Source organism: Burkholderia sp. Se-20373 (assembly GCF_017104705.1).
In the GTDB taxonomy this organism is placed as follows: Bacteria; Pseudomonadota; Gammaproteobacteria; order Burkholderiales; family Burkholderiaceae; genus Burkholderia.
The window spans coordinates 1-24,381 of sequence record NZ_JAAGPH010000004.1 but is presented as its reverse complement, the minus strand read 5'-3'; the positions used below and the strand labels follow the sequence as shown (position 1 = coordinate 24,381).

27 protein-coding genes are annotated in these 24,381 nt (G+C 67.1%); 13 read left to right on the top strand and 14 right to left on the bottom strand.

Features of this window, described 5'->3' with window-relative positions:
• Positions 1–153: 153 nt before the first annotated feature.
• The 4 genes from G3N96_RS02140 to G3N96_RS02125 all read left to right on the top strand — a co-directional run bounded on the left by G3N96_RS02140 (position 154) and on the right by G3N96_RS02125 (position 3,604).
• A complete protein-coding gene (locus G3N96_RS02140) occupies positions 154–993 on the top strand; it encodes a universal stress protein (RefSeq protein ID WP_206136073.1) in 840 nt (279 codons plus the stop codon).
• An 8-nt stretch (positions 994–1,001) separates the two neighbouring features.
• Positions 1,002–2,201, top strand: coding sequence for an acetate/propionate family kinase (locus tag G3N96_RS02135; RefSeq protein WP_206136072.1), 1,200 nt, complete (start codon positions 1,002–1,004; stop codon positions 2,199–2,201).
• Positions 2,202–2,270: 69 nt separating this feature from the next.
• Positions 2,271–2,774 (top strand): universal stress protein, encoded by a 504-nt coding sequence (locus G3N96_RS02130; protein WP_206136071.1) that lies wholly within the window; start codon positions 2,271–2,273, stop codon positions 2,772–2,774.
• Positions 2,771–3,604 (top strand): universal stress protein, encoded by an 834-nt coding sequence (locus G3N96_RS02125; protein WP_124579450.1) that lies wholly within the window; start codon positions 2,771–2,773, stop codon positions 3,602–3,604. The genes G3N96_RS02130 and G3N96_RS02125 overlap by 4 nt, the downstream gene beginning before the upstream one ends.
• 48 nt (positions 3,605–3,652) lie before the next feature.
• Here the strand turns inward: G3N96_RS02125 and G3N96_RS02120 are convergent, their stop codons facing one another.
• Positions 3,653–4,123, bottom strand: coding sequence for a universal stress protein (locus tag G3N96_RS02120; protein WP_206136070.1), 471 nt, complete (start codon positions 4,121–4,123; stop codon positions 3,653–3,655).
• Between the two features lie 322 nt (positions 4,124–4,445).
• Here G3N96_RS02120 and G3N96_RS02115 point away from each other — a divergent pair, with 322 nt between their 5' ends.
• Both G3N96_RS02115 and fnr read left to right on the top strand, forming a co-directional pair.
• Entirely contained in the window at positions 4,446–5,093 is a 648-nt protein-coding gene (locus G3N96_RS02115; RefSeq protein WP_206136069.1) for a response regulator transcription factor, read from the top strand.
• Positions 5,094–5,430: 337 nt separating this feature from the next.
• The gene (gene fnr / locus G3N96_RS02110; RefSeq protein WP_124579462.1) at positions 5,431–6,204 is read left to right on the top strand and encodes a fumarate/nitrate reduction transcriptional regulator Fnr; all 774 of its coding nucleotides are present in this window, start codon (positions 5,431–5,433) and stop codon (positions 6,202–6,204) included.
• A 23-nt stretch (positions 6,205–6,227) separates the two neighbouring features.
• Here the strand turns inward: fnr and G3N96_RS02105 are convergent, their stop codons facing one another.
• Complete coding sequence (locus G3N96_RS02105; protein WP_206136068.1) at positions 6,228–7,217, bottom strand: zinc-dependent alcohol dehydrogenase family protein; 990 nt, start codon at positions 7,215–7,217, stop codon at positions 6,228–6,230.
• A 175-nt stretch (positions 7,218–7,392) separates the two neighbouring features.
• Between G3N96_RS02105 and G3N96_RS02100 the strand changes: the two genes are divergently transcribed.
• From G3N96_RS02100 to G3N96_RS02085, 4 genes are read left to right on the top strand one after another with little or no spacing between them, the layout of a single operon-like run.
• Positions 7,393–8,394 (top strand): nitroreductase family protein, encoded by a 1,002-nt coding sequence (locus G3N96_RS02100; RefSeq protein ID WP_206136067.1) that lies wholly within the window; start codon positions 7,393–7,395, stop codon positions 8,392–8,394.
• 45 nt (positions 8,395–8,439) lie between these two features.
• A complete protein-coding gene (locus G3N96_RS02095) occupies positions 8,440–8,775 on the top strand; it encodes a c-type cytochrome (protein WP_124579468.1) in 336 nt (111 codons plus the stop codon).
• Between the two features lie 22 nt (positions 8,776–8,797).
• Positions 8,798–9,826 (top strand): TIGR00730 family Rossman fold protein, encoded by a 1,029-nt coding sequence (locus tag G3N96_RS02090; RefSeq protein WP_206136066.1) that lies wholly within the window; start codon positions 8,798–8,800, stop codon positions 9,824–9,826.
• Positions 9,823–11,589 carry a SulP family inorganic anion transporter gene (locus tag G3N96_RS02085; RefSeq protein WP_206136065.1) on the top strand — a complete coding sequence of 589 codons (1,767 nt, stop codon included), beginning with the start codon at positions 9,823–9,825 and terminating at the stop codon, positions 11,587–11,589. The genes G3N96_RS02090 and G3N96_RS02085 overlap by 4 nt, the downstream gene beginning before the upstream one ends.
• Before the next feature lie 98 nt (positions 11,590–11,687).
• On the opposite strand, the gene G3N96_RS02080 is transcribed toward G3N96_RS02085, so the two are convergent.
• From G3N96_RS02080 to G3N96_RS02050, 7 genes are all read right to left on the bottom strand, one after another.
• Positions 11,688–11,927: a hypothetical protein gene (locus G3N96_RS02080; RefSeq protein ID WP_206136064.1), complete on the bottom strand. Its 240-nt coding sequence runs from the start codon at positions 11,925–11,927 to the stop codon at positions 11,688–11,690.
• 50 nt (positions 11,928–11,977) lie between these two features.
• Positions 11,978–12,628, bottom strand: coding sequence for a BON domain-containing protein (locus G3N96_RS02075; RefSeq protein WP_039353456.1), 651 nt, complete (start codon positions 12,626–12,628; stop codon positions 11,978–11,980).
• 257 nt (positions 12,629–12,885) lie between these two features.
• Complete coding sequence (locus G3N96_RS02070; protein ID WP_206136063.1) at positions 12,886–13,320, bottom strand: Hsp20/alpha crystallin family protein; 435 nt, start codon at positions 13,318–13,320, stop codon at positions 12,886–12,888.
• Between the two features lie 180 nt (positions 13,321–13,500).
• Entirely contained in the window at positions 13,501–13,776 is a 276-nt protein-coding gene (locus G3N96_RS02065) for a DUF1488 domain-containing protein (protein WP_124579476.1), read from the bottom strand.
• Positions 13,777–13,841: 65 nt separating this feature from the next.
• A complete protein-coding gene (locus G3N96_RS02060) occupies positions 13,842–14,312 on the bottom strand; it encodes a universal stress protein (RefSeq protein ID WP_206136062.1) in 471 nt (156 codons plus the stop codon).
• A 143-nt stretch (positions 14,313–14,455) separates the two neighbouring features.
• On the bottom strand, positions 14,456–14,929 hold the full coding sequence (locus G3N96_RS02055) for a hypothetical protein (protein ID WP_206136061.1): 474 nt from the start codon (positions 14,927–14,929) through the stop codon (positions 14,456–14,458).
• A gap of 328 nt (positions 14,930–15,257) precedes the next feature.
• Complete coding sequence (locus G3N96_RS02050; protein ID WP_206136060.1) at positions 15,258–16,139, bottom strand: endo alpha-1,4 polygalactosaminidase; 882 nt, start codon at positions 16,137–16,139, stop codon at positions 15,258–15,260.
• Positions 16,140–16,909: 770 nt separating this feature from the next.
• Between G3N96_RS02050 and G3N96_RS02045 the strand changes: the two genes are divergently transcribed.
• Together G3N96_RS02045 and G3N96_RS02040 are read left to right on the top strand one after the other, a co-directional pair.
• Positions 16,910–17,869 (top strand): hypothetical protein, encoded by a 960-nt coding sequence (locus G3N96_RS02045; protein WP_346778866.1) that lies wholly within the window; start codon positions 16,910–16,912, stop codon positions 17,867–17,869.
• Positions 17,870–17,925: 56 nt separating this feature from the next.
• On the top strand, positions 17,926–18,927 hold the full coding sequence (locus tag G3N96_RS02040) for a fatty acid desaturase (RefSeq protein WP_206136058.1): 1,002 nt from the start codon (positions 17,926–17,928) through the stop codon (positions 18,925–18,927).
• Between the two features lie 164 nt (positions 18,928–19,091).
• On the opposite strand, the gene G3N96_RS02035 is transcribed toward G3N96_RS02040, so the two are convergent.
• The 5 genes from G3N96_RS02035 to G3N96_RS02015 all read right to left on the bottom strand — a co-directional run bounded on the left by G3N96_RS02035 (position 19,092) and on the right by G3N96_RS02015 (position 23,791).
• Positions 19,092–20,216 carry a chitinase gene (locus G3N96_RS02035; RefSeq protein WP_241022425.1) on the bottom strand — a complete coding sequence of 375 codons (1,125 nt, stop codon included), beginning with the start codon at positions 20,214–20,216 and terminating at the stop codon, positions 19,092–19,094.
• Positions 20,217–20,740: 524 nt separating this feature from the next.
• Positions 20,741–21,451, bottom strand: a complete 711-nt coding sequence (locus G3N96_RS02030) for a lytic polysaccharide monooxygenase auxiliary activity family 9 protein (RefSeq protein WP_241022424.1) — start codon at positions 21,449–21,451, stop codon at positions 20,741–20,743.
• A gap of 244 nt (positions 21,452–21,695) precedes the next feature.
• Positions 21,696–21,887 carry a hypothetical protein gene (locus G3N96_RS02025; RefSeq protein ID WP_206136057.1) on the bottom strand — a complete coding sequence of 64 codons (192 nt, stop codon included), beginning with the start codon at positions 21,885–21,887 and terminating at the stop codon, positions 21,696–21,698.
• Between the two features lie 42 nt (positions 21,888–21,929).
• Positions 21,930–22,967 (bottom strand): LysR family transcriptional regulator, encoded by a 1,038-nt coding sequence (locus G3N96_RS02020; protein WP_124579487.1) that lies wholly within the window; start codon positions 22,965–22,967, stop codon positions 21,930–21,932.
• Between the two features lie 80 nt (positions 22,968–23,047).
• Positions 23,048–23,791, bottom strand: coding sequence for an SDR family oxidoreductase (locus G3N96_RS02015; protein WP_206136056.1), 744 nt, complete (start codon positions 23,789–23,791; stop codon positions 23,048–23,050).
• 204 nt (positions 23,792–23,995) lie between these two features.
• Here G3N96_RS02015 and G3N96_RS02010 point away from each other — a divergent pair.
• Positions 23,996–24,381 (top strand): GntR family transcriptional regulator (locus tag G3N96_RS02010; RefSeq protein WP_241022423.1); only part of this gene is annotated, 386 nt, incomplete at its 3' end.

Sequence of the window (24,381 nt, the reverse complement as noted above, 5' to 3'; positions counted from 1 at the left end):
CGTCTTCCCTCCTTCGATCCGGTCGGTGAATGGGCGTCCATTTCACTGTGCGGCCGTGGCGCACGGCACCCGTTGATCTGAGTCAAGCACGCGGAAACCCTGCTTCGTAGACTGGATTGCACCGGCGGATCACCCGTCGATGGAGCGATTCCGATGAGCTACAAAAGCCTAGTCGTGCACCTCGATACGAGCGCCCGCGCGCATTCGCGTCTCGAGCTGGCGTTGCGTCTTGCCCGGCGCTTCGGTGCGCATCTCACCGGGCTGTTCGCGGTCTACACGCCGGAGCCGCATTCGTTCTACGTGATGGCCGGTTCCGCAGACTATTTCCGCGCGCACCGCGAGCAACGCGACGAGCGGCTCGGCGCACTGGAGCGCCTGTTCCATGCGGAAACCGCGCGGGCAAAAGTGCCGGCCACCTGGGTTCGCGCGGACGAGCGCGCGAATGTGGCCGTGCCGCGTGCCGCCCGTCTTGCCGACCTCGTGATTGCGGGCCAGAGCGACCCGAACGATCCCGAAACCTACATCGACGACCAGTTTCTGGAGAACCTCGTGTTGTCCGCCGGGCGCCCGGTGCTGTTCTGGCCATACACCGGCGAATTCCCGTCGATCGGCGAACGGGTGTTCGTCGCCTGGGACGGCAGCCGCGAAGCGGCCCGCGCCGCGCACGACGCGCTCCCGTTCCTCGAGCATGCGAAGCGCACGACGGTCGCCGCCGTGGTCGACGGCGATTCCGAAGCGGCGACCACACGCATTCCGGCCGCCGACGCCGCGCTGATGCTGGCGCGCCATGCGCGCGACGTGAACGTGCTCGATATCGACACCGGTACCGGCGCGTCGGTCGGCGACACGCTGCTGTCGCGCGCTTACGAAACGGGTTCCGACCTGCTGGTCATGGGCGCGTACGGGCATCCGCGCTGGCATGAACTGATCATGGGAGGCGCCACGCGCACGGTGCTCGCGTCGATGACGCTCCCGGTGCTGATGTCGCACTGAATCGATCGATGCGTACGCTCGCGCTGCTCGTCGTCAATGCCGGTTCGTCGAGCGTGAAATTCGCGGTGTTCGCGTATCCGCCGCACGGGGATCCCGCGCGGCGGCCGTTGCACGAGGGTGAAGCGATCGAAACCGGCACCGGCGTGTCGATCCGCTTCGACGCCGCCCCGGGCGGCACGCTGCCGCTGCGCACGGGCGATCCATACCGCGCGGTGCTCGCGCAGGTCGCGATGTGGATCCGCGTGAAGCTGCCGCATATCGCGCTGGGCGCCATTGCACACCGTGTCGTGCATGGCGGTGCCCGGTACGTCGACCCGGTCGTCGTCGACGACGCGGTGCTCGACGCGCTTCGCACGCTGACGCCGCTCGCGCCGTTGCATCAACCGCACAGCCTCGATGCGATCGACGCGCTGCGCGACGCGTTTCCCGACGTGCCGCAGGTGGCCGTGTTCGATACCGCGTTTCATCACACACTGCCGCGCGCCGAGCAATTGCTGCCGCTGCCGCATGCATGGTTCGACCAGGGCGTGCGCCGCTACGGGTTCCATGGTCTGTCGTACGAATACCTGGCCGTCGCGCTCGACGAGCGGTTCGGCGCGCGTGCGCACGGCCGCGTGATCGCCGCCCATCTCGGCAGCGGTGCCAGCCTGTGCGCGATGCGCGACTGCCGCAGCGTCGCGACGACGATGGGCTTCTCGGCGCTCGACGGGCTGATGATGAGCACGCGCTGCGGAACCCTCGATCCCGGCGTGGTGCTGCACCTGCTCGAGGCCGGCAAGCTGTCCACCGACGCATTGGGCCACATGCTCTATCACGAGTCGGGCCTCAAGGGCGTGTCGGGCGCTTCCGGCGATCCGCGCGTGCTGCTGGCGTGCGAAGCCGCCGGTGATGCATTCGCCGGCGATGCGCTGACACTCTACGTCCACCGCATCGTGCGCGAAGCCGGTGCGCTCGTCGCGCTGCTCGGCGGCCTCGACATGCTGGTCTTCACGGCCGGCATCGGCGAGCACTCGGCCGTGTTGCGCGAGCGGATCTGCGCGGCGCTCGCCTGGCTCGGCATCGACATCGACGTGGGCGCGAACGCGGACCATGCGCCGGTCGTGTCGTCCGCGTTGAGCGCGGTCACGGTTGTCGTCGAGCCGACCAACGAAGCGTGGATCGCCGCGCGCGCCGCGGTCGGGGTACTGCGCGCCAACCGCGACGCTTGATCCAGATCAGCGCGACCGGCGAGCACGCGCCGATGATGATCTCATCCACCTCCGTTCAAGGGACATGCCATGTACTCGAACATTCTGGTTGCGCTCGACGGCAGCGACACGTCGTCCCGTGCACTCGACGCCGCGCTGGCCATCGCGTCGGAGACGGGTGCGCGGCTGACTCCCGTCTACGTCGTCGATTTCCTGGTGCCGGCCTACGACATGTACGGCTACGATCCGTCGATCCTGGTCGATGCCTTTCGTGAAGAAGGGCTGCGCGTCACCGAGGACGCGGCGCGACGCCTGAAGGCGCGCGACGTGGCCGGCACGCCGCAGATTTCCAACGTCGCGCCGGCGGGCGAAGACATCCCGCACCGGATCGTCAGTCTTGCCAACGAAATCGAGGCCGACCTGATCATCATGGGCACGCACGGCCGGCGCGGCGTTCAGCGCCTCTTCCTCGGCAGCGTGGCCGAGCGCGTGCTGCGGCTGGCCACGTGCCCGGTGCTGATGATTCCGGCGGGCTGCCCGTCCGGAAAACCTGCCGAGACCACCGCCGCATCCACCGAAAAGGAGCCGTCATGAGCTACAAGACCCTGCTCGTTCATCTCGACGACAGCGAGCGCTGCGCGACCCGCGTCGACCTCGCACTCGAACTCGCGGCGCGCTGGAACGCGCATTTGATCGGCCTCTACGTGGTCTGCCAGGATCTCTTCGAGCCGCTGCGGCGGCCTGACGAACCGCTGAAGCTGGCCGTGTACGAACGCCTGTGCGACCAGCGGTGCAAGGAGGCCGAGGCGAAATTCCTGATGGCCGCCGAGCGCGCGGGACGCAGCGTCGAATGGCAGGCGCCGGCCGGTGACCCGACCGCCGCCGCCATTCTGCACGCGCGCCACGCCGACCTGCTGATCCTCGGCCAGGAAGACCCGGACGATCGCATGACCTACGTGGCGCGCCATTTCGTCGAGGATGTCGTGATGGGCAGCGGCCGTCCGGCGATCGTCGTGCCCTATGCGGGCGACGTGCGAACGATCGGCGAGAACGTGCTGATCGGCTGGGACGGCGGGCGCGAAGCCGCCCGCGTGATGGCCGATGCGCTGCCGCTGCTGGCCCGCGCGCGCTTCGTCAACGTCGAGACAGTCGTGCGCGGCCAGCCCGACCCGGACAAGACGCCGGCGGGCGTCGACGTCGCCGCGTATCTCGAACGGCATGGCGTGCGCGCGTCGTTCTCGACGACGCCGCGCGACCGGTCGGTCGGCGTAGGCGCGACGCTGCTGAACCGGGTGACCGACCTGCATGCGGATCTGCTGGTGATGGGCCTGTACAGCCATGCGCGCATGCACGAACGCGTGCTGGGCGGTGCGACGCGCACCATCCTCGAGACGATGACGGTACCGGTGCTGCTGTCGCACTGACGCCGCACCGACGACGACAGGGCAGCCGCCTGCGGCTGCCCACTTCCGTCACAACACGGCCGCACACGCGCCTCGCCCCTCACGCACGACCAGCACCGGCCGGTCGGCGGTGCGCACCAGCGATTCGGCGACGCTGCCAAGCACCGCGCGCCGCACGCCGTGGCGTCCGTGCGTGCCCATCACGATCAAGTCCGCGTCGCATTCCGCGGCCGCTCGCGCCAGCACGGACGACACATCCTCGCCGCACGCGTCGATCGTTTGCGCGGTGCCGCGCACGCCGCACAGGCGAAACGCGGTCTCCGCGTCCGCCACCGCGATCGCGGCCTTGTCCGCATCCAGCCGCGCCGAGTCGCGCTGGTCGATATAGCCGCTGTCGACGTCCGTCAATCGCGGCGCGTTCGATACCACGCATACGGCGACGATCAGGCCGCCCGAATCGCGGGCGAGCGCGATCGCCTCGTCGAGCGCCAGCCGCGAACTGCGGCTGCCGTCGAGTGCTGCAAAGATCCGTGCGTACATGATGCCTCCCTGTCGTTGCCCGGTTTCGGCCGGCTTGCCGAACCAGTCTGGGCCCGACCGACGTCTTCCGGTTGACGCGGGTCAAGTCCACGCGACGGCGGCAGTGCGCATCGATCCCGATTGGCGAACGCCGGCGACCGGCGCACAATTTCAGGACATCGACGAACCGGCACTCCGTGCGATCCCGCCCCGACGACGATGGACATCGTCCGGTCATCGGCGTCGGCCATCATCGAACGATCGAGCGCGCCGGTTCGCGACGATGATCGACGCATGCCGCCGCGTGGCCCGCGCCACGTGATCCGGCAAGGAAGGGATTGTCATGATCCGGGTACTCATTGCCGACGACCACACCCTCGTCCGGGACGGCCTGCGGCACATCCTGCAGAATGCCAGCGGCTTCGAGGTCGCGGGCGAAGCATGCGACAGCACGTCCACGATCGCGCGCGTGCGGGATACCGCCGCGAATGTGCTGGTGCTCGACCTGTCGATGCCGGGCCGCAACGGCGTCGAACTCATCAGGCAGATCAAGGACGAGAAGCCGGCCTTGCATATCCTCGTGCTGACGATGCATGCCGAGCAGCAATACGCGGTGCGCGCGTTCCGCGCCGGTGCGTCCGGCTACATGACCAAGGAGAGCGCGAGCGCCGAGCTGGTCGCGGCGCTGACCAAGATCGCGGCGGGCGGCGTCTACGTCAGCCTGACCATGGCCGAGCAGTTCGCGCAGAGCCTGAACGAGCCGACCGATCTGCTGCCGCACCAGCGCCTGTCCGACCGTGAATTCGACGTGTTCCGGCGCGTCACCACCGGCGAGTCGATCTCCGAAATCGCGCAGGCGCTCTGTGTCAGCGTCAAGACGGTCAGCACCTACAAGACGCGGATTCTCGAGAAGATGCAAATGCCGAACGACACGGCGCTCGTGCGCTATGCGATGCGCCACAAGCTGTTCGACGACCCGGACGAACTCTGACGGCGGCGCCGGCGCCCGACCGGTGCGCCCGCGCGTCGCGCCCGGACAGAATGCCGCACCCGTGTAGGAAACCGCCTACATCGCTTCCATGTGACCTACTGCATCTTCAATCGCTGCTGATTTCCTTGACGCCGCGCAACATTCATACTCCAGATCAAGAAAAACAAGCACGCGCGTCGCGGCGCAAAGTCGGCACTCGCCGTCGGGACAGATCTCCCGGCTCGTCCGGCGCGGTTCTTCACCATGAGTGCGACAACCGTCAGGGCCGCGGGCGCTACTACCCGCGCGATCCCGCCCACGGCGGCTCGTCGCTGTCCTCAACGTACTGGAGCCGATCATGCAGCGCCATGCCGAAGTTTCGCCGACCATGCCGTTACGCCCGTTCATCCCGTTGCACCCCGTCGAACGGGCGGAGCAACCGAAGCGCGCCGCGTCCCGTTGCTCGACGTGCGCGTTGCGTACCGTCTGCATGCCGGCCGACCTTTCTCCTGACGAATTCGCGCGCGTCGACGCGATGATCTGCACGACGCGGCACGTCAGGCGCGGCGAAACGCTGTTTCGCGCGGGGGATGCGTTCAACAGCATCTATGCAGTCCGAACCGGATCGTTCAAGACCATCGTGATGCATCGCGACGGCGACGAGCAGATCACCGGCTTCCAGATCGTCGGCGAATCGCTCGGGCTCGACGGCGTGCACACCGGGCACCACAACGGCGACGCGATCGCGCTCGAGGACAGTACCGTCTGCATCATTCCGTTCGGTCAGCTCGAGCAGATGTGTCGCGAAGTGCGGCCGATGCAGCATCACGTGTACCAGATGATGAGCGGCGAAATCGTGCGCGAATCCGCGCTGATGCTGCTGCTCGGCACGATGACCGCCGAACAGCGCGTGGCCGCGTTCCTGCTGAACCTTTCCACGCGCTTCAAGGCGCGCGGCTACTCGGCCGCCGAATTCGTGCTGCGGATGACGCGCGACGAGATCGGCGAATATCTCGGGATGAAGCTCGAAACGGTCAGCCGCATGATGTCGAAATTCCAGCACAAGGGGCTCGTCGCCGCGCAAGGCAAGCAGATCCGCATCGTCGATCCGGAAGGCCTCGGGCGAATCTGACCTCGCCGCGCGCGGCCCGCGCATCAGCCGCGCATGGCGAGTACCGCCGCCCCGGACAAACGGCCCGTGCGCAGATCGTCGAGTGCGCGATTCGCATCGGTCAGCGCGTAGCGCACGGCCTCGACCCGCAGCGGCATCGCGTCGGCGACCCGCATGAATTCGAGCGCGTCCGCACGTGTCAGGTTGGCGACCGACACGATGCGGCGCTCGCCCCACAGCCACGCGTACGGAAAGCCCGGGATATCGCTCATGTGAATGCCGCCGCACACGACGATCCCGCCCTTGTCGACCGCGCGGAGCGCGGCCGGCACCAGCGCACCCACCGGCGCGAAGATCAGCGCGGCGTCGAGCGCCTCCGGCGGCGCTTCGTTGCTGCCGCCGGCCCACGCGGCACCGAGTGAACGCGCCAGCTGCTGCGCCACGGTATCGCCGGGCTTCGTCAGCGCAAACACCTTCCGCCCCTCGGCATGCGCGACCTGCGCGACGAGATGCGCCGCCGCGCCGAAGCCGTAGATGCCGATGCGCCGCGCATCGCCCGCCATGCGCAAGGTTCGATAACCGATCAGGCCCGCGCACAGCAGCGGCGCGGCTTCGAGATCGGTGTAGCGCCGCGGCAGATGCACGCAGTAGCGGTGGTCGGCGACGGTGCGCTCCGCATAGCCGCCGTCGATCGTATAGCCGGTGAATCCCGGGCTGTCGCACAGATTTTCGCGGCCGGTCGCGCAGTACGCGCAATGGCCGCACGTCGAGCCGAGCCATGGCACACCGACGCGGTCGCCCGCGGCGAAGCCCGTCACGCCCGCGCCGAGCGCGCGCACCGTACCGACGATTTCGTGCCCCGGGATCAGCGGCAGCTTCGGATGCGCGAGCTCGCCGTCGACGACGTGGAGATCCGTCCGGCATACGCCGCATGCGTGTACGTCGATCAGCAACTGGCCCGCCGCCGGCAACGGATCCGGCACGCGCGCCTCGCGCAAATGCGGTGTCGTGCCGTCAAACATCATCGCAAGCATGCTCGCCTCCCCTGCGCACGCCGGTGCGTACGCTTCACCTCTCCACGCTAGCCGCTCCGCGTCGCGAACGCATGGCCCGGTGACGGGCGCTTGATGTGGGTCAACGGCGGACGGGCGGTTGCTGACACGATGAAGGGGCATCACGCCCGACGTGTGGCGACCAGGAGATGATCGAATGGTATCCGTTCCCCCACTAGCCGCAAGCGCCCACCCCGAAGTGCATCTGAAGTCGCTGCTGGCCTACGCGGTGCTGGCCCCGTCCAGCCACAACTCGCAGCCGTGGCGGTTCATCGTCGACGGCCCCACGATCGCGGTCTGCGCGGATCGTGTCCGTGCGTTGCCCGTCATCGATCCGTTCGATCGCGAGCTGATCATCAGCTGTGGGGCGGCCCTGCTCAACCTGCGCGTCGCGCTCGATCACGCCGGGCTCGCTCACACGATCAGCACGTTCCCGTCCGACATCGATCCCGATCTGCTCGCGATGGTCCGGGTGTGCGACGACGGCTATTCCGACGCGTCGCTCGGCGCGCTGTTCGATGCGATCCCGGAGCGCGTCACGACGCGCGCGCCGTTCGAATCGACGGCCGTGCCGGACGACCTTCAGCGCGAGCTGATCGCGGCCGGCGTCGCGGAAGGCGCCGAGATCACCTGCATCGACTCGATCGCGCATCGCGCTCGGGTGGCCGAGCTGGTCGCGGAGGCCGATCAGCAGCAGTTCGCCGACCCGCGCTTTCGCCGCGAACTGGCGAGCTGGATCGATCCGCGCCGGCACGCCGACGGCATGCCGGCGTTCGCGGCCGGCGTGCCGACGCTGCTGGATTTCGCGGCGCCCGTCGTGACGATGGCGGTACGGACCTTCGATCTCGGCAACGGGCTGGCCGCGCTGCATCACCAGCTCGTCGGCGCGTCGCCGCTCGTCGTATGCATTTCGACCGTGCGCGACGATCGCGACGCGTGGCTCGCCGCCGGACAGGCGCTGGAGCGCGTCCTGCTCGTCGCGACGCGCGCAGGCTATACCGCGTCGTACCTGAACCAGCCGATCGAGACGGCCGGGCTGCGCGCCCACCTGCGTCACATGCTCGGGCTGCACGGCGAACCGCAGTTGCTGCTGCGGGTCGGGCGCGGCCCGCAGACGCCGCACTCGCCGCGCCGCCCGCTCGACGAAGTCGTTTCGTGAGCGCGCCCGGCGGCGCTGCCTTTCTGATCCGGACGAGGAAAAATCATGAGCTTTCTGCGTTATGCCGCCTTCTGCGTGACCGTCACGGCGGCTCGCCTTGCCACCGCGCAGACGGCCGTGCCCGAACCGACCGATCTCGTCAATGCGCAGCACTGCATGTTCTGCCATACATCCGACATGACGTTCCTCGGGCCGTCGTTCCACGACATCGCGCAGCGCTACCGCGGCGATCCGGCGGCCGCGCCTGAACTGGAACGCAAGCTGCGCGTCGGCGGCCGCGTGCACTGGGGCGACACGCCGATGCCATCCGCCGAGGATCGCGGCGGCCCGCTGTCCGCCGACGACGCGCACCAGCTCGTGCAATGGGTGCTGAGCCAGTAACCGGCCCGCCAGCCAGCCGCTCATGTCGACCGTCGTCAAACGCGTTCCCGTCGGTACCGCGCGAGGTGGAGTGCGCCGCCGTGCCGCAGCCTCCCTGACGTCGGCGGCCGCGCCCGGCAAACGCGCTCGCACACGGCCCGATGCGATCGTCGGCAACGACCGCGTCCAGCGCATCCCGCATCGCGCGCCGCGTCTCGCCAACCGCCCGGACTGCACGCCCGCCGACGACGATGCCACCCTCCTGCAGCGCGCGGGCATGCGCGGCATCCGGCTGCAACTCGACTACTGGAAGGCCGAGGAACGCCTGCAGAACGAACGCATCGGCCATGCCGTCGTGATCTACGGCAGCACGCGCATCGTTGCCCCGGCCGTCGCGAACGCGCGGCTGAACGAAGCCCATCGCCTGCTCGCGGCGCGGCCGCACGATGCGGGCCGGCGTCACGCGGTCGCGGCGGCGAGCCGGCTCGTCGAGCACAGCGTGTATTACCGCGTCGCGCGCGAATTCGGGCGCATCGTCGGCCACGCCGACCGGTGCACGCGCGCCGCGCGGCTCGCCATCGTCACCGGCGGCGGCCCCGGCATCATGGAGGCCGCCAATCGCGGCGCATACGAGCGCGGCGCGCCGAGCATCGGCTTCAACATCGAGCTGCCGCGCGAACAGGCACCGAATCCGTACATCACGCCCGGTCTTTGCTTCCGGTTTCACTATTTCGCGATCCGCAAGCTGCACCTGCTCGAACGCGCGAAGGCGGCGGTATTCTTCCCCGGCGGCTACGGCACGTTCGACGAGCTGTTCGAAGTCCTGACGCTGCTGCAGACGCGCAAGATCCCGCCGCTGCCGGTCATCCTCGTCGGCGAAGCGCACTGGCGCCGCGCGGTGGACCTGGCCTTCCTCGCCGACGAAGGGATGATCGCTCGCGCCGATCTCGACCTGTTCACGTACTGCGAATCCGCCCCGGACATCTGGCGCGCGATCGGCGGCTGGTATGCGCGGCGGCGCACGGCGCGGCCGGCGCGCCGCCGCACGACGCCGAAGCCGAAGCCGCAATGAACCGGCCGCTTTCCGCCCGCGTTGCCCACCTGTTCCCGGGCTTCACCATGCTCGCGAACTACCGGCGCGCATGGTTCTCGCGCGATCTCTATGCGGGCATCGCGCTGTCGGCCGTGCTGGTGCCCGTCGGCATGAGCTATGCCGAGGCGGCCGGCCTGCCCGCCATCACGGGGCTCCATGCGTCGATCGCCGCGTTGCTCGCGTATGCGCTGCTCGGCCCGAGCCGGATCCTCGTCCTCGGCCCGGATTCGGCACTGGCCGCGCTGATCGCCGGCGCCATCGCCCCGCTCGCCGGGCACGATCCGCAGCGCGCCATCGCGCTCGCCGGCGCGCTGGCGCTGTCGGCCGGCACGATCTGCATCCTGCTCGGCGCGCTCCGCCTCGGCTTCGTCACCGATCTGCTGTCGCGTCCGATCCAGTACGGCTACCTGAACGGCATCGCCATTGCGCTCGCGATCGGCCGGTTGCCGGAACTGCTGGGCATGCCGGTATCGGGCAGCGACGTGTTCGCCAGCGTGCCGCGCATCGTGCAGGCGCTCAACGCACACCGGTTTTCCATTGCCGCGACCGCGCTCGGCATCGGTACGCTCACCGCCATTTTTTTGATGAAACGCATGATGCCGCGTGCGCCCGGCGTCTTGATCGCGGTGCTGGCGGCAACCGCCATCGCGCAGGTGCCGCCGTTGCACGGCGTGGCCACGATCGGCGCCCTGCCTGCCGGTGCGCCCGTGCCGCATCTGCCGGCCGTCTCCGTCGCCGACCTGGTCGCGCTTGCGTCCGGCGCGATCGCGGTCGCGCTGGTGTCGTTCGCCGACATCAGCATGCTGTCGCGCGCACTGTCCACTCGCGCGGGCGATACGCCGGACCGCAACCAGGAACTGCTCGCACTGGGCGCCGCCAATCTGCTGGCCGGCGTGATGCAAGGGTGCGCGGTCAGCAGCAGCGCATCGCGTACGCCCGTCGCGATCGCCGCCGGCGCGCAAAGCCAGGTCACGAATCTGGTCGCGGCAGCCTGCATCGCGCTCCTGCTCGCCGCCGCCCCGGCGCTGCTGACCCTCGTGCCGCGCGCGGCGCTGGCCGCCGTCGTGATCTACGCGGCGTTCGGCATCGCGGACGTCCGCAGCGTCGTGCGGCTGTACCGGATGCGCCGCGGCGAATGCCTGATTTCGGTGCTGTGCTTCGCCGGCGTGATCGGCATGGGCGTCGTGCCCGGCATCCTGCTCGCCAGCGCGCTGTCGCTGCTGTCGTTCGTGTGGCGCGCATGGCATCCGTACGATGCGGTGCTGGGCCGGCTCGCCGGCGTGCGCGGCTATCACGACGTCGCGCGGCATCCGGACGCCGTGCCGATACCGGGGCTCCTGCTGTTCCGCTGGGATGCGCCGCTCTTCTACGCGAACGTCGAGATTTTCTGCGAGCATCTGCACGCGGCGATCGCGAAGTCCGCGCCACCGGTTGCGCGCGTCGTCATCGCGGCCGAGCCCGTCACCGATATCGACATCAGCGCCGCGGACCGGCTCGTGATGCTGAGCGAGGAACTCCGGGAACGGAGGATCGCGCTGGACTTCGCGGAAATGAAGGGCCCGGTGAAGGATCGCCTGCGCGCCTACGGGCTGTTCGACGTGTTCGGTCGTGCCAGTTTCTTCCCGACCGTGACCGACGCCGTCGCGCATCATGTCGGGCGGCAACGCAGGCATGCGCGCGACGACGAACCGGTCCCGCGCGCCGCGCCGCCGCGTGCCACCCGTGATCGGTCGGACGGCTAGGCACGTCGATGTCGATGCACACGCGATGCGACGCCGGTTGCGTCGCGTGGCGAACGAAACGCCGGCGCCCGTGCGACATGCGCACGGGTGCCGCGACCTCAAACCGTGAACGTGTTCGACCTCATCATCTCGACCCACGTCATCCCGGCGCGCAGCCCGTCGATCGCGGCTTCGCGCTCGGTGTCGTGGGCCCGGCTGTGCGCGAACGTACGCTCGCACGCGCCCTCCGGCGACACCAGCGTCACGTGGATCCTGCAACGGTAGCCGCCCGTTCCGGCGGCGATCGTCTCGATCGCCACCGACCAGTCCGCGTCGTGCACCTCGCCTGACAGTGTCATTTGACTCCTCCTTCCGCGCGGACCGCGCATCCGGTTGCCGCTCGCCGGCGTTATTCGACGACCAGGTCGTCGACGACGGCACGCACGCCGCGCGCCGACCATGCCGCCCCGCGCACGGCCTTGCGCTCGGAGAACGAGCCGACCTTGCCGGACAGCCGCACCGTGCCGTCGCGCACCTCGATCGCGATGTGCTTCGCCTCGCGCTCCGCATGGCGCATGATCGCGCGCTTGATGTTGCCGCCGATGTCGGCCGAACCGATCGTCCCCTGCACCGCGATATGGTCGGTCACGCCGGTCACGCTGCGCATCTGCGAGATCGCCCGCACGGCGAGGTGGCTCTGGTACGCCCATTCGACCCTGCCGGACAGCGTGATCCAGCCGTGTTCGACCTGCACCTTCACCGCGTCGTCGTGCAGCCCGACCGTCCAGTGCAGCACCGAACGCACCGCGTTCGCGATGTCCTCGTCGGTGCGGACGTCGTCGTCCGGCAGATGCACGGTCATGTCGACGACGAGCGCCTTGACGCCGGCCACGCGGTTCGCCGCCCGCTCGATCGCCAGCTTCTCCGCATAGCTCGGCGGATGACCCGAGAGCGTCACGATCCGGTTGACCACCTCGACACCGATACGTGTCGCGTCGATCGCCGGGTCGGACTCCAGTTCGTCCTGAACGTCCTGCTTCAACTGCTTGTCGGTCTTCATCGCCTGCACTCCTGTGAGCCGCGGCGCGCCAGTCCGCCGCACATCTCCAGAGTTGCACACGCGCGGCCGGGGATCGCTGATGCAGGTCAACGGACGCCGCCCGACGCGCAGACGCAGCGCTCCCGCGCCGGCGGCACCGGATCGAATGCGCAGGCGTTCGCGCGACCGCCACAATGAAACGGCGCGCGGATCGCTCCGCGCGCCGGTATCTCCGTTCGGACGACGCGTGCCCGCATCGCCCGCTGCCTGCTCTCCGATCAGCTGATGGCCAGCTTCTTCTGCGCGACCGGCGCTTTCTTCGGGAGCGTCAGCGACAGCACGCCGTCCTGGTAAGTCGCCGTTGCATTCGCGTCGTCGATCTCGCCCGACAGCGAGAACGAGCGGCTGATCGCACCGCTGTAGCGCTCGCGCCGGATCACGCGTTCGCCCTCCTTCTGCTCCTGGTTGCGCTCGATCTTCGCGCGGATCGATACGGTGCTGCCCGTCACCTGGACGTCGATGTCGTCCTTGGCGACGCCCGGTAGTTCCGCGTTGACCTTGTACGCCTCGTCGCTTTCCGTCACGTCGATCTTCATCGAAGCCAGGTCGGGCTCGTCCGCAAGCGTCATCCCGCGCAGCGGCCTGAACAGCCCCTGAAACAGGTCGGCGACGGGTTCGATCGAAAACGGATCGTAACGCGTGACATTGCTCATGGTTCGTACTCCTTGAACGATAGACAGGCGGCCCGCGCGTTCGTCCCGCCCGCGCGACGCCATGATGAAGACCGGATTGGCGCGGCACCGTGTGCCGCACAACGGACGAACGATCATCAGGATTCCAGCGTAAGTGCCCGTATCGGCACGCGCTTGATGCGCGTCAACGACTGCGGGCGCTCACGTGCAGAACCGGAAATAGCCGCTGTGGAGCAGGATCGGCCGGCCGCCCATCTCCTCGAGCAGGCAGCGTGCGGCGCGCTCGATCGCGGGACGGTGGCGGGCGAACGCCTTCACGAGATCCTGCTCGCGCGGCGACGCCGCGCGGAAGTGATCCTCCAGCGCTGCCGCGGTGATCGCGCAGTGCACGCGGCGGCCCTCGACCAGCGCCGGAAAGGTCAGTGCCGGATCCAGGCCGCAATAGGTCGGATGTTCGGACGGAAAGGAGATCTGCATGATGGTCACCTCGGCAGGTTGCGCGCGGGCAGGCGCCGGCTGGCGGCGCCCCGTGCATGGCGGCCCTACGCCGCCGCCGCGGCCGGTGCGGCGTCGCTGCCGCGCATGAGCAGCACCGGGCAGCTCGATCCGCGCAGGAACCGTTCGGCGACGCTGCCGAGGAACAGCCGCCGGACCCCGCGCCGCCCGTGGGTGCCGACCACCGCGAGATCGATCGACCGCTCGGCGACGTAGCGCTGCAGCCGTTCGGCGATACTCTCGCCCAGCTCCGTCTCGACGAGTTCCGTCTCGCCGTTGACCGCCGCGTGCGCGATGGTTCGTTCCGCTTGTCGCAGGACCGACGCGCCGTCGCGCCGGATCTCGGCGAGCAATGCATCCGGGTCCAGGCGCCCGCTGTAAGTGATCAGCAGCGATTTGTCGACGACGAAAACGGCGAACAGGCGGGCACCGCACGAGCGCGCCACCTTCAAGCCCTCGTCGAGCGCGCGTCGCGATGAAGGACTGCCGTCCACGGCGACCATGATGTTCGTGTACATACCGACCTCGCTGGATGAACCGACGCGCCGGCGGCGTTCGGCATGGTTTTCATCATCGGCGTTCGCCGGAAGCGGGCGTTGACGGAGGTCAACGGTTCGGAATCACGCGGAAACCGGCACGCGAGCGGACGCGAGACGCCGGATCATCGCGGCACGACCGGCGCCGTCGGCGCGTCGGACGAACCCGCCGGGTTCCCGTATGACCGGAAGCCTCGCTCGATGTCGAGGATCTTCGTCGCGCACGCGTCGTACCGCCAGCCCGGGCCGCCGTCGCTGGCGTACATGCCCTTGCACATCGCCTTGAGCCGGATCATCGACGCGCCGCCCGACGTCGTTCGGGAGGCCCACAGATACACTTCTCCGGCCAGAATCGGCGCCGCCGTTTCGATCGTGTCCGCATCGGCGCGCGTGATCCGGGTCGACGAATGCGCTTCGACGTAGCGGCGTGCGAAGTGCCACGCGCGGTCGCATTCGGCAGGTGTCGAACACTGCAGCACCGCGGCCTGGCGCGTCGCGAACAATTGCGTTTCCGTCGCGCGGAAGGCCGTGTTCCGTTCCGCACCGGCGCACGCGGCCAATGCAAGCAGCACGCCGAGCGCCCATAACCGTTGGTTCATCAGCCTGCCCCGCAACGCATCGCGTTCCGCCCGCCAGCGGGCGGCATGAACACGCCCGGCGCGAATCCGGCCCGGTCGCCGCCGCCATCCCGCATGCGGCGCACAGTGGCGTGCGGCATCGCGCGAGCGCTCGACTCGACTGTATGGCCTGCGTGGGGAATGCGGTTGACCTGCGTCAATGGCCGGCCCGGGCGACGCGGGCCGCGAACCGGAATGCTGTCGATGCCGCACCGATGCCTGGGCGCACGCACCCGTCCGTGCGCGCAGTCGCGATGCCCGCGTCGTCATCGCGGCCGATGCGATCGCACTCGACGACGCGCGCCGCCGCTCACTCGAACCGGCAGGCCGCACGCGGCAGCGCCGCCAGCGTGTCACTCGACAGTTTCAGGATGCCGTCGAAATTGGCCTGGTTGTCCGCCGGGCAGAAATCCGCGAGCGTCATGCCGTCCGGGCGCGTGTACTCGACATTGAACACGGCCTTGTTCAGCGCGACGAAGCTCGCGTAGTCACCGCACTCGTGGAATCTGTTGCATTGCTCGTTGAGCGCCCAATCGGCCACTTTCGCCATCGCGGCAGCGATACCCGAGCCGTTCTTGAGGCCCATCGACATCCCGCGATCGTGCGCGGCGGCGATCAGCGCCGTGTTGTACCGCAGTTGGTCGTCACGCGTCAGCGGAAAGCCGGTTTCCTGGCGATAGCTGTCGTCGAGATCCGGCTCGATGCCGTCGCAGCCCTTCTTCTTCGCCTGGTCGAGGCGCGCCAGCATCAGCGGCATCAGGATCGTGGTCTGGCGGATGTCCAGCCAGCGTTCGTGATCCTCGTATCCTTCGACGGGATTGCCGAGCACGCTGTCCGGAAACTTGCCGGCGTCGCCACGGGTGTCCTCGCGCCCGCCCACCTCCATGTAGCAGACGACATAGATGCCCTTCGCCTTCAGGCGCTGGATCGTGCCGGCATCGGTCAGCTCCATGTCGACGTCGAACATCTTGCGCGGGTTGTTCACGCCGTCCAGCACCGTCTCGTTGATCCGGTTGCCGTCGATCTGCCATTGCCAGCTCGTGCCCGGCACAAGCGGTTTCCACGCGGCGGCCTGCGATGCGCGCACGGCGGTGGCCGCGAATGCGCTGCCGGGCGCGGACGAATCCGAGTCGCCGCCGCACGCCGCGAGCAGCAGCATCAGCACGAATGAAGCGAACGATCTTGCGGACATGGCGAATCCTTTGCCTGTTGGACGGCTTGTCAGGATGCGAGGGTGCGAGGGAGACACGTGCGGCGGAATGCGGGCGATGCCTCTGCCGATACTGCGGTGGTGCGCGAATGCGTGAGGTACGTGCGGATGGTAGGCGGGAACACTGCGCCCATCTGTTCCGATTTGTCGATTTTTGTGGGCAGGGTGGGCGCCGGCAAGCCGTCAACCTCGTGCTGGTCGAGCACCGCCGACGCGCGGCGACCGCAGCCGGCGAAATCGGAGCTTTTACATTGGAAACCTATAACGCATCAAAAGCAAAAATAAAACAACCTTGTTTTTAGGAACAAAAAAAGGAACCGATGTCACGATATTTTTATTTGCAGCAATTCAACCACTCCGACGAATTATTCAATTCCTGAAGAAGATTTGCGGATACCGCCTTCATCTCTTCAATCCATTTTCAGGCGACGCGATACCCCCCAGGAGACCCGCCACACAAGCCGATGTCTGCCATTCTCTTCAAGACGTCACGCTCATTTTAGACAACCATCACCCTCATCATTCAAATGAAATCAACAATGAATAAATCGATTGAATTTGTTTGACAATCAAACGTAAGGATAATTAAAGTCGTCGCCGACGATGCGCGGGTCACCTCTCGATTCGCGCCACCACCCACCCTCACCCGGGCAAGCAAGGCGATGAATTCAATTGATGGCAGCACCGCGGCCGGGAACGGCGTCGAGCCCAACGGCGCCCGCCACCGGCCACTCCGGATACGCCGCGGAACGGTGTCGGACACATCGGGAATCTGCACGCTGTTCGAACGGGAATACGGCGACTCGTCGCACCCCTGTCTCGATGCGGGCTACGTGAGGCGCGCCGTCTCGAACAAGTCGGAACTGTGGTTTGTCGCCGAAGAGGAGACGCACGCCACGATCGGTTGCATGAGCGTCAGCTACAACGCGCAGAATCGCTCGTGGGAGTACGGCCGCGCGATGATTTCCCGGCACCATCGTCACCTGGGCGTCCTGTCGGCGCTGATGCAATCCGCGATCGACACGTTGCCGGCCGCGGATCACGACCTGGCATTCGCGATTGCCCGCACCGATATCGCGCTGCGCGCGTTGCTGCGTCATCTCGATGGCGTCGTGGTCGGACACGACGGGTCGCCCGACAGCACGCATGGCGTGCGTGAACATCACGTCATCGCGCTCGAGACATTCCGCTCGCCGCGCTTCAAACATTGCCTGCCACTCTCGCCGATCTTCCGCGAGTCCGACGTTCTGCGCAGCGCGATCTTCGAACCGCTCGGTGTCGCCGGGATGCCGGCACCCTATCCCGATACCTGTTTCTGGGGGCATGGGTACGAGTGCGCGGACGACTTCACGTTTCGTGTCGACGAGCGGGCCGATGCGATCTATCTCTGCCAGCACGCAGGCGGCCCGTTCATGACCGAGCGCGACGTCACGGCCGACCTGCTGCGTTTCCTGAAACGGCGCGGCGCGACGACCTATGTCGGCGCGATCGTGCTCGCCGACAAGCTGACCCTGGTCAAGGCGATGCTCGAAGCCGGATTCCGCATCACGGCCTATTTGCCGGCGTGGCACTGGAGCCGCGGCGCGCGCTACGACTGCCTGCTGCTCGCCCGGCGCGACAACGGCTTCGCGAGCAAGAACGGCCTCGACGCACACATCGACGTGCTCGATGCCGCCTACCGCGAGATCGGCCAACGCATCCTGTCCACCTGACATCCGCGCCGGCCACGCGCCGCGCCCCCCATCAATCCACTCAATCGAGGTAGCACATGACCCAAGACGAATGGCGCTCGGTCAAGGCGACATTGCCGAACGGACCCACCGGACACCTGACGCTCGCGCTCTGGTTCGCCGATGTCGCATTGCTTGCCGCTGCGTGGGTGCTCTGGCTCGCCGGCGGGCCCGGACGCATCGCAGCGCTCGTCCTCGCCACGCTCGCGCTGATTCACCTCTATCTGATCTTGCACGAGGCACTGCACAACGCCGCATCGCGTACGCGCGCCTGCAACGAGGCCATCGGCCATCTCTGCGGATGGATCATCGGGTTGCCGTATCTGCCGCGGCGCAGATCGCATCTGGGCCACCACGCGTGGACCGCGCATCCGACACGGGATCCGGAGAATCGCAAGATGATCCAGAAGTTTTCCGTGATGACGGAAAGCGGCGCGCGTACGCTCGAATTCATCTGGCGGCACTGGATCCCGATGATGGCGTTCAATCATTTCCTCAGCCACTGGATCGCACCGTTCCTGCACCGCGACACGCCCGCGCATCGCGCGAAATCGAATACCGAGATCGCATTCAGCGCGCTCTACCTGGCCGGCTACGCGGCGGTCGGCGCGCTGGCGTATCGAGCGGGCGTGCTCGGCAGCCTCTTCGCGTTCTCGACGATCCTGTGGATCGTGTTGCTGATGGCCGTCGAACTGCTCAACCTTCCGCATCACGCCGAGATCCCGCTGCTGGCCGACGACGCGGCACGCCCGCCGCTCTGGGAGCAGGACGTGGTGTCGCATAGCTGCGCCAACGTTCCGTTCTGGTCACGCTGGGTGATCCTGAACTTCAACCTTCACGTCGCCCATCATGCGTACCCCTGGTTGCCGTGGTACGACCTGCCGCGCGCACAACGGCTGCTCGATGCCGTCTCGACGGCCGACGCGCCGCGCCAGACCCACGAGTGGGCATTCGCCGTGACCAAGCGACGCCGGCCGCTGCTCGAACTGATGGGGCACTTCTTCGACAAGCGTGGCGCGTCGTCCCAGGGCGGACGCTGACGCTCCGCCCCGGCGAGCGCATCCGTCGAGCGCCGCCGGCACGGCCCTCGACGGCAGCGGCGCCTCCGGTTGCCGGTCGCGGCAATCGGAGACCACGGGAAACGTCATCCCGATGCTGCTGATGCGGACGGCCCCGCATGGTCTCCTCCGTGGCGCGGCGTCGTTCACCGGCCAGGCGCCAGGCCGTTGGCAAACCGGTTCGTATAACCGAGCGTCCCGACACCGCCGATCGAGTTGCACGTCGACGATGCGGCGCCGGGCGGGCAATCGACGTCACGGTCGAACGACCAGAAGTGGACACCCGCGAGACCATTCTGTTTCACGAACTGCGCGACGGTGTCCGCGTCCGCCGGCGTAAAGGTTTCGCCGACCACATCGTTGCCGCCGATCATCGGCGTCAGCTCGATCTGGCTGTACGGGACGCCCCAGTGATCGTGCAGGTTCATCGCCGCCTGGATCGCCGACTGTCCCATCTGGCAGGTGCCGTTCGCGACCACGCAGTTCCCCGCGCTAGCCGACCCGTAGTCCATCGTCATCAGGTCGATGGTGTAGTTCTTCAGGCCGGCCGCCTGGATCGCCTGCATGACCCAGTCGCCGTAGATGTTGAAGCTGTCGGGGGCGCTGGCGCCCCACGAGCTGGCCGTGGTCGCGCCCTGCTGGGAAGGGGCCAGCGTCGCGAGCGTAAAGCTGAAGCGCAGGCCGGGATATTTCCGCTGGGCGACGGCCACGCGCTGGACGAGATCGTTGATCACCTGTTGCGTCTGCCCGCCCTCGATATCGAAATCGATCCCGATCAGGTTGCTCGATGCATAACGATCGATGAAGGCCGCCATGCCCGCATCCGTCCCGCACGTGAACATGCCGGCCGCGCCGCCGGTGGAAATCACGTAATTCACGTTGGCCGCGGTGAACAGCGGCACATTGGCAGCCGCCATCGCGCCGCCGTCGACGCCTGCCCAGTTCTCGCTGCCGCATTCACCGGTCGCGAACGCGAGCGTCATCGTACGGACACCGGTTGGCAGCACCGACAGCACGGGGCTCAACTGCCCCGTGACGTTCGTCGAGATGACGTTGGTGTTCCAGTTCATCGAAATCGTCGCGTCCTTGTACGGGCTATAGACGAATGCCGGCGCCGTGCCGGTACCCGTCCCGCCCGCCGCGGCCGCGCCGGCGCCTAAAAACGACCCTGCCAACAGAAGCGCCAGCGCGCCCTTCAAGGTCGATCGCCGCATGATTCCGGTGTGCGGGTTGCGCTTCATTTTCATGCCCTCGATTCCGGTCTGGTCCATGATTTCCCCTTTCGATTGACAACGCTCCGCCCAGGTCGAATTCAAAAGAAATCAACCTGACAAATTGCCGCTTGAAGACAAATTCCGATATTGATTCCGTCTTTATCTCAACGACGGAAAACAATTCGACGGCCGATGTAGTGATCCTTCAATTCAGCGCCGGCACTTCGATTTGTTATACTACATAATCATCAGGCATCAACCCTGGAATCGATTATTTCCATCAATATCGAACCCCGAAATATTCACGCGATCGCGTCGCAATATTGCAATTGTCGCGATTCGATCATTCAAACGGATAGCTCGCAGCCATCCGACCGATTGTTCAAAGCGACGAAATTCAGGCGATGCGATCCGGCCGTACGACGGCGTCGCGCGGGTGGGTGGAGGGGCAATGATGGTGCTGCTTCGGCAAGCCGAGCGGGACACGGCCCGGTCGGTCGGCGAGCGCATCCGCGCGCTTGAGCGGTGTGCTTCCGTTCATGACGCCCGGGCATCGCCGGGCGTGTCAGGTTGCAGCGGTATCAGAACGGGCTGCGTGTCGTATCGCCGTTGGTGAACGTCGCGTCGACGACCTGATAGAACGCCATCGCCGTATCCGCGACTTCCCACACCGCGAGGATGACGTGGTACCCGCTACGCACCGGCAACCGGCATTGATGAATGGTCGGCTGCTGGGGCACCAGGTTCGCGTTCGGGTCCCAGTAAGGCTGGCCGGGATTCTGGATCGTGCAGAACGGCGTGGGCTCGAACTGCGCGCGCGTGAGCTTTTCCGACGGGTTCCAGTCGGCGCGCGTCACGAAGTAGTTCCAGCGACGCGTCTTGTGCACGGCGCTGAATTCCCATTTGAAATTCTGCAACGCGCCCGGCCGCAGCGGGATCTTCTGCCAGCGGCTCGGCGACTGCTCGTTCAGCACGGGCAGCGGGCCGTTCGTGCTGGCGCCGGCGATTTCGCCGTCCGGCGGCGGTGCGGCATTCTTCGCGTCGGCCGGCGCGAACGGATCGGACAGGCCGCTTTGCGTCGCGGGGAAGAACTTGCCGTTCTCCATCGCGTTCGCGTGCCAGGCGTCGACCTGGCAGTTCGGATTCTGCCCTTGCGTGCACAGCACGATACGCGAAGGCGGTTCGGTCAAACGGCCGTGCGCGTGAGCACCGGCCGCCGCGACCAGCAGTGCCACGCCGGTCAACGCGCATGGCACCACGGAAGCAACGTATCTGCGGATGATCTTGTTCATGAGCCCTCATGACGTCGATGTCGGAACGGATATGCGCGTATCGGGCATGCCGCGGGATCCCCGGCAGGGGTTCCTGTCGACACGTCGTCGCGCACACTGATCGGCAAAAGCGGCAAACCAGATGAAACCGCGGCACGCGATGATGAAGCGCCGCGCTTTCTGACAAATCACTTTCACCGAACCGAACCTTATCCGCTAAACCCGGAAAAATAAACGTTCCGTATTGATCGTTTTTTAATTTTAATCAAACGCCCGATTCGTTTTTCATTTCAACCTGTTTTAGCTCGACTTCAATTGCGCGATATTGAATAAACCGCCCATTCATTAAAACGCAGTTATCGATCATCCGGCGGGCGGCTTTGCGCGCCGGACTCGCCGTTCGTCGCGCGTCGTTGCTGCGACCGATGAAAAAACGCGGCCAGTGGAAGAGGTCCATGGAAGCCGACGGGCCGCCCGCTTCCTCACCGCCCTTTATGCTTCAAGCAGCCAATCCCGTCGACGCAGCAACCGTGAGATCCCGGTTGAACTGCGTCATGCAGTTCAGGTCGAGCGCGCGAATCTGCTCGGTCATGAAATCGACGAAGATCCGGATGCGCGTCGGCAGGTGTTGCCGGCTCAGATAGCAGATGTAGTGGCCGCGATCTTCCGGCACATGCTTCGCCAGCGCGACGACGAGCGCCTTCGATGCGAGATGGTCGCGGATCTGGTAGCCCGCCAACTGTGCGATGCCCGCTCCGTTCAGCACCGCGCGCAATACCAGGTCCGCGTCGTTGAACGTGAGGCGCGAGGTCGGCAGGTACTTCCGCGGGCGGCCGTCGACATTGAACTCCCATTCGAACAGGCGTCCGCTCGCGAACCTGAAATTGATGCACGCGTGCCGGTCGAGGTCGTCCAGGCTCTGCGGCAGCCCGTGCGTCGCCACGTACGACGGCGCCGCGCAGAGCGCCATCTGCATCGGAATCAACTGGCGCGCGATGATGCTGGAATCCTCGATGCGCCCGTTGCGGAACGACACGTCGATCCGCTCGGACACCAGGTCGATCGGCCGGTCGTCGAGCAGCAGGTCGATGTCGATGTCCGGGTACGCGTCCGTGAATCTGGCCAGCAGCGGCGCCACGATCTTCCTGCCGAAGCCCACGGCCGAGCTGATGCGAATGAGGCCGCGCGGCGGCCCCTGCCGCAACTCGAGCATGTCGTTCATGGCTTCCACGATCTGCGCCACGCCCTGATGGCAGTTCTCGTAGAATCGCCGGCCCTCGCACGTCAGTTCGGTCGTGCGCGTGGTCCGCTGGAACAGCCGCGTGCTCAGTTGCGCCTCCAGCTTCTGGACGTTCCGGCTCACGGCCGGCCGCCCGACGCCGAGCCGTTCGGCGGCCTTGGTGAAGCTGCCCTCGCTCGCCACGGCAACGAATGCCAGGATGCCCGCATAGCTCGCACCAAAGCTCGCCGACAGGGCATTGGCGCGACCGGCCAGGTCGCGCCGCACGCCGTACTCCGATGGTTCCGAATGATTCATTTTCCGCTGCCCCCATGCCAATCATCCCGATTGCCCGCGATCCGCGGGCGCCTGCGAACCGTCACATGTGCGAACGCGAATCAGCCTCGCGCCAGCCACGCGTCGAGGCCGATGCGGCCGAGTCGCGCATCCCCGAGCGGCACCAGCGAGGTTTCCTCGACGCGGCCGCCGTAGTAGCGGGCCTCGCGATCGGTCACCACCGCGCGGGGATCGCCGACCGATTTCAGGTAGCGCGCGACGATCTCCGCGAACGGCGCGCGATCCGGGCCCGCGATCTCGACCGTGCCGTTCTGCGGCCCGGCGAGCGCGATCTGCGCGACGAGCGCCGACACGTCTTCCGCGGCGATCGGCTGAAACAGGCCATCGCCGATGCGGACCGTGCCGTCTTGCGTGCTGAAGTCCGCAATGCCGCCGATGAATTCCATGAATTGCGTCGCGCGCACGATCGTGTACGGCACGCCCGCCGCTTCGATTGCCTGTTCCTGCGCGACCTTGGCCAGGAAATAGCCGTTCTCCGGCATCCGGTCGCAGCCGACGATCGACAGCGCGACGTGATGGCGCACGCCCGCGGCCACTTCGGCCTTGCCGAGATTGCGTGCCGAGGTGCGGAAGAAGTCCAGTACCGCCTGCGGCTCCCACGACGGCGCGTTCGCCACGTCCACGACCACATCGGCGTCCGTCAATGCATCGGTCAGCCCCTCTCCCGTGACGGTATTGACGCCGGTGCGCGGCGAGGCGGCCAGCGCCTGATGACCCGCTTCGGCGAGCAGCGTGACGACACGCGAGCCGATCAGGCCCGAACCACCGATGACAACGATTTTCATCGCACAATCTCCTGACGATTGGATTTGACGGGAATGCGACCGGGCATGACGGGTGCCGGATCCGGAGAAGGCGGCCATGTCCGTCGCATCGCGTGACGCAATTGTGGAAGAATCATGTCCTATCCATCAGTGCCAAGAATCGGCGATCGGACTAGTCCAAGCTGGATCCGATCCCGTCCCTGCTGCGTTACCCGAGAGGCCGTGATGTCTGAACCCACCCTTGCACTGACCATCGAAATCGATCGGCAGCACCAGTTGCCGCTCTATCTGCAGATTTGCGAGCGGTTCCGGGCCGCGATCGCGGCCGGCCACCTGCGCCCCGGCGACCGCGTACCCGCGCTGCGCGGCCTGGCGACGCAACTGAACACGGCGCGCGGCACCGTCGAACAGGCCTACACGATCCTGGTCGACGAGGGCTATCTGCAGATGCGCGGCGCGGCAGGCACGTTCGTCTCGCCGTCCTTGCCGATCGCGCTGACCCGGGCGTCGCCTCCGCGCACCGGTACACCGCCGAACCGGCCCGGCGAACCGGCGCCCCCGCCTCGGGCGTCGCCCCCGGCCCCTTCGGCCCCTTCCGCCCCGTCGATCCC

What these genes read in the sequence shown, in the direction of transcription:
- G3N96_RS02090 (WP_206136066.1), top strand. Translation starts at nt 8,798, where the DNA reads ATGTCGACCGTCGTCAAACGCGTTCCCGTCGGTACCGCGCGAGGTGGA.
- fnr (WP_124579462.1), top strand. Translation starts at nt 5,431, where the DNA reads ATGCAGCGCCATGCCGAAGTTTCGCCGACCATGCCGTTACGCCCGTTC.
- G3N96_RS02135 (WP_206136072.1), top strand. Translation starts at nt 1,002, where the DNA reads ATGCGTACGCTCGCGCTGCTCGTCGTCAATGCCGGTTCGTCGAGCGTG.
- G3N96_RS02125 (WP_124579450.1), top strand. Translation starts at nt 2,771, where the DNA reads ATGAGCTACAAGACCCTGCTCGTTCATCTCGACGACAGCGAGCGCTGC.
- G3N96_RS02065 (WP_124579476.1), bottom strand. Translation starts at nt 13,776, where the DNA reads ATGCAGATCTCCTTTCCGTCCGAACATCCGACCTATTGCGGCCTGGAT.
- G3N96_RS02035 (WP_241022425.1), bottom strand. Translation starts at nt 20,216, where the DNA reads ATGGACCAGACCGGAATCGAGGGCATGAAAATGAAGCGCAACCCGCAC.
- G3N96_RS02020 (WP_124579487.1), bottom strand. Translation starts at nt 22,967, where the DNA reads ATGAATCATTCGGAACCATCGGAGTACGGCGTGCGGCGCGACCTGGCC.
- G3N96_RS02075 (WP_039353456.1), bottom strand. Translation starts at nt 12,628, where the DNA reads ATGAAGACCGACAAGCAGTTGAAGCAGGACGTTCAGGACGAACTGGAG.
- G3N96_RS02060 (WP_206136062.1), bottom strand. Translation starts at nt 14,312, where the DNA reads ATGTACACGAACATCATGGTCGCCGTGGACGGCAGTCCTTCATCGCGA.
- G3N96_RS02055 (WP_206136061.1), bottom strand. Translation starts at nt 14,929, where the DNA reads ATGAACCAACGGTTATGGGCGCTCGGCGTGCTGCTTGCATTGGCCGCG.
- G3N96_RS02040 (WP_206136058.1), top strand. Translation starts at nt 17,926, where the DNA reads ATGACCCAAGACGAATGGCGCTCGGTCAAGGCGACATTGCCGAACGGA.
- G3N96_RS02140 (WP_206136073.1), top strand. Translation starts at nt 154, where the DNA reads ATGAGCTACAAAAGCCTAGTCGTGCACCTCGATACGAGCGCCCGCGCG.
- G3N96_RS02120 (WP_206136070.1), bottom strand. Translation starts at nt 4,123, where the DNA reads ATGTACGCACGGATCTTTGCAGCACTCGACGGCAGCCGCAGTTCGCGG.
- G3N96_RS02095 (WP_124579468.1), top strand. Translation starts at nt 8,440, where the DNA reads ATGAGCTTTCTGCGTTATGCCGCCTTCTGCGTGACCGTCACGGCGGCT.
- G3N96_RS02100 (WP_206136067.1), top strand. Translation starts at nt 7,393, where the DNA reads ATGGTATCCGTTCCCCCACTAGCCGCAAGCGCCCACCCCGAAGTGCAT.
- G3N96_RS02085 (WP_206136065.1), top strand. Translation starts at nt 9,823, where the DNA reads ATGAACCGGCCGCTTTCCGCCCGCGTTGCCCACCTGTTCCCGGGCTTC.
- G3N96_RS02025 (WP_206136057.1), bottom strand. Translation starts at nt 21,887, where the DNA reads ATGGACCTCTTCCACTGGCCGCGTTTTTTCATCGGTCGCAGCAACGAC.
- G3N96_RS02130 (WP_206136071.1), top strand. Translation starts at nt 2,271, where the DNA reads ATGTACTCGAACATTCTGGTTGCGCTCGACGGCAGCGACACGTCGTCC.
- G3N96_RS02050 (WP_206136060.1), bottom strand. Translation starts at nt 16,139, where the DNA reads ATGTCCGCAAGATCGTTCGCTTCATTCGTGCTGATGCTGCTGCTCGCG.
- G3N96_RS02115 (WP_206136069.1), top strand. Translation starts at nt 4,446, where the DNA reads ATGATCCGGGTACTCATTGCCGACGACCACACCCTCGTCCGGGACGGC.
- G3N96_RS02105 (WP_206136068.1), bottom strand. Translation starts at nt 7,217, where the DNA reads ATGCTTGCGATGATGTTTGACGGCACGACACCGCATTTGCGCGAGGCG.
- G3N96_RS02030 (WP_241022424.1), bottom strand. Translation starts at nt 21,451, where the DNA reads ATGAACAAGATCATCCGCAGATACGTTGCTTCCGTGGTGCCATGCGCG.
- G3N96_RS02070 (WP_206136063.1), bottom strand. Translation starts at nt 13,320, where the DNA reads ATGAGCAATGTCACGCGTTACGATCCGTTTTCGATCGAACCCGTCGCC.
- G3N96_RS02015 (WP_206136056.1), bottom strand. Translation starts at nt 23,791, where the DNA reads ATGAAAATCGTTGTCATCGGTGGTTCGGGCCTGATCGGCTCGCGTGTC.
- G3N96_RS02080 (WP_206136064.1), bottom strand. Translation starts at nt 11,927, where the DNA reads ATGACACTGTCAGGCGAGGTGCACGACGCGGACTGGTCGGTGGCGATC.